The 255-nt window shown below is 69.0% G+C and carries 1 protein-coding gene; it reads right to left on the bottom strand.

Annotation, left to right across the window (positions count from 1 at the left end; genetic code table 11):
- The coding region (locus tag JT719_RS24910) for a hypothetical protein (protein ID WP_207436470.1) at positions 1-255 on the bottom strand (255 nt) is incomplete at both ends.

Genomic DNA, 255 nt, shown 5'->3' on the forward strand with positions numbered 1-255 from the left:
GGGACAGGCGGCGTCGGACCCGGTGGGCGCCGCATTCGGCGTGGCGGGAATGATGACGTACCCGGTTTGCAGCGCGGCCAACGAACCGGTCACCGTCGTCACGTTCGTGCCGAGCGCGGCGTTCGGGTTGTTGCACATCCAGCTGTTGCTGGCGTTCGGCGGCGCCGACTTGGTCATGAAGTAGAAGACGCTGCAGCCCGCCGGCAGGGTGACGGTGGTGGGCAGGGTGGACGCCCAGTAGCCGCCGGCTCCGTT

This window comes from Sabulibacter ruber, assembly GCF_017355955.1.
GTDB lineage: Bacteria > Bacteroidota > Bacteroidia > Cytophagales > Hymenobacteraceae > Nibribacter > Nibribacter ruber_A.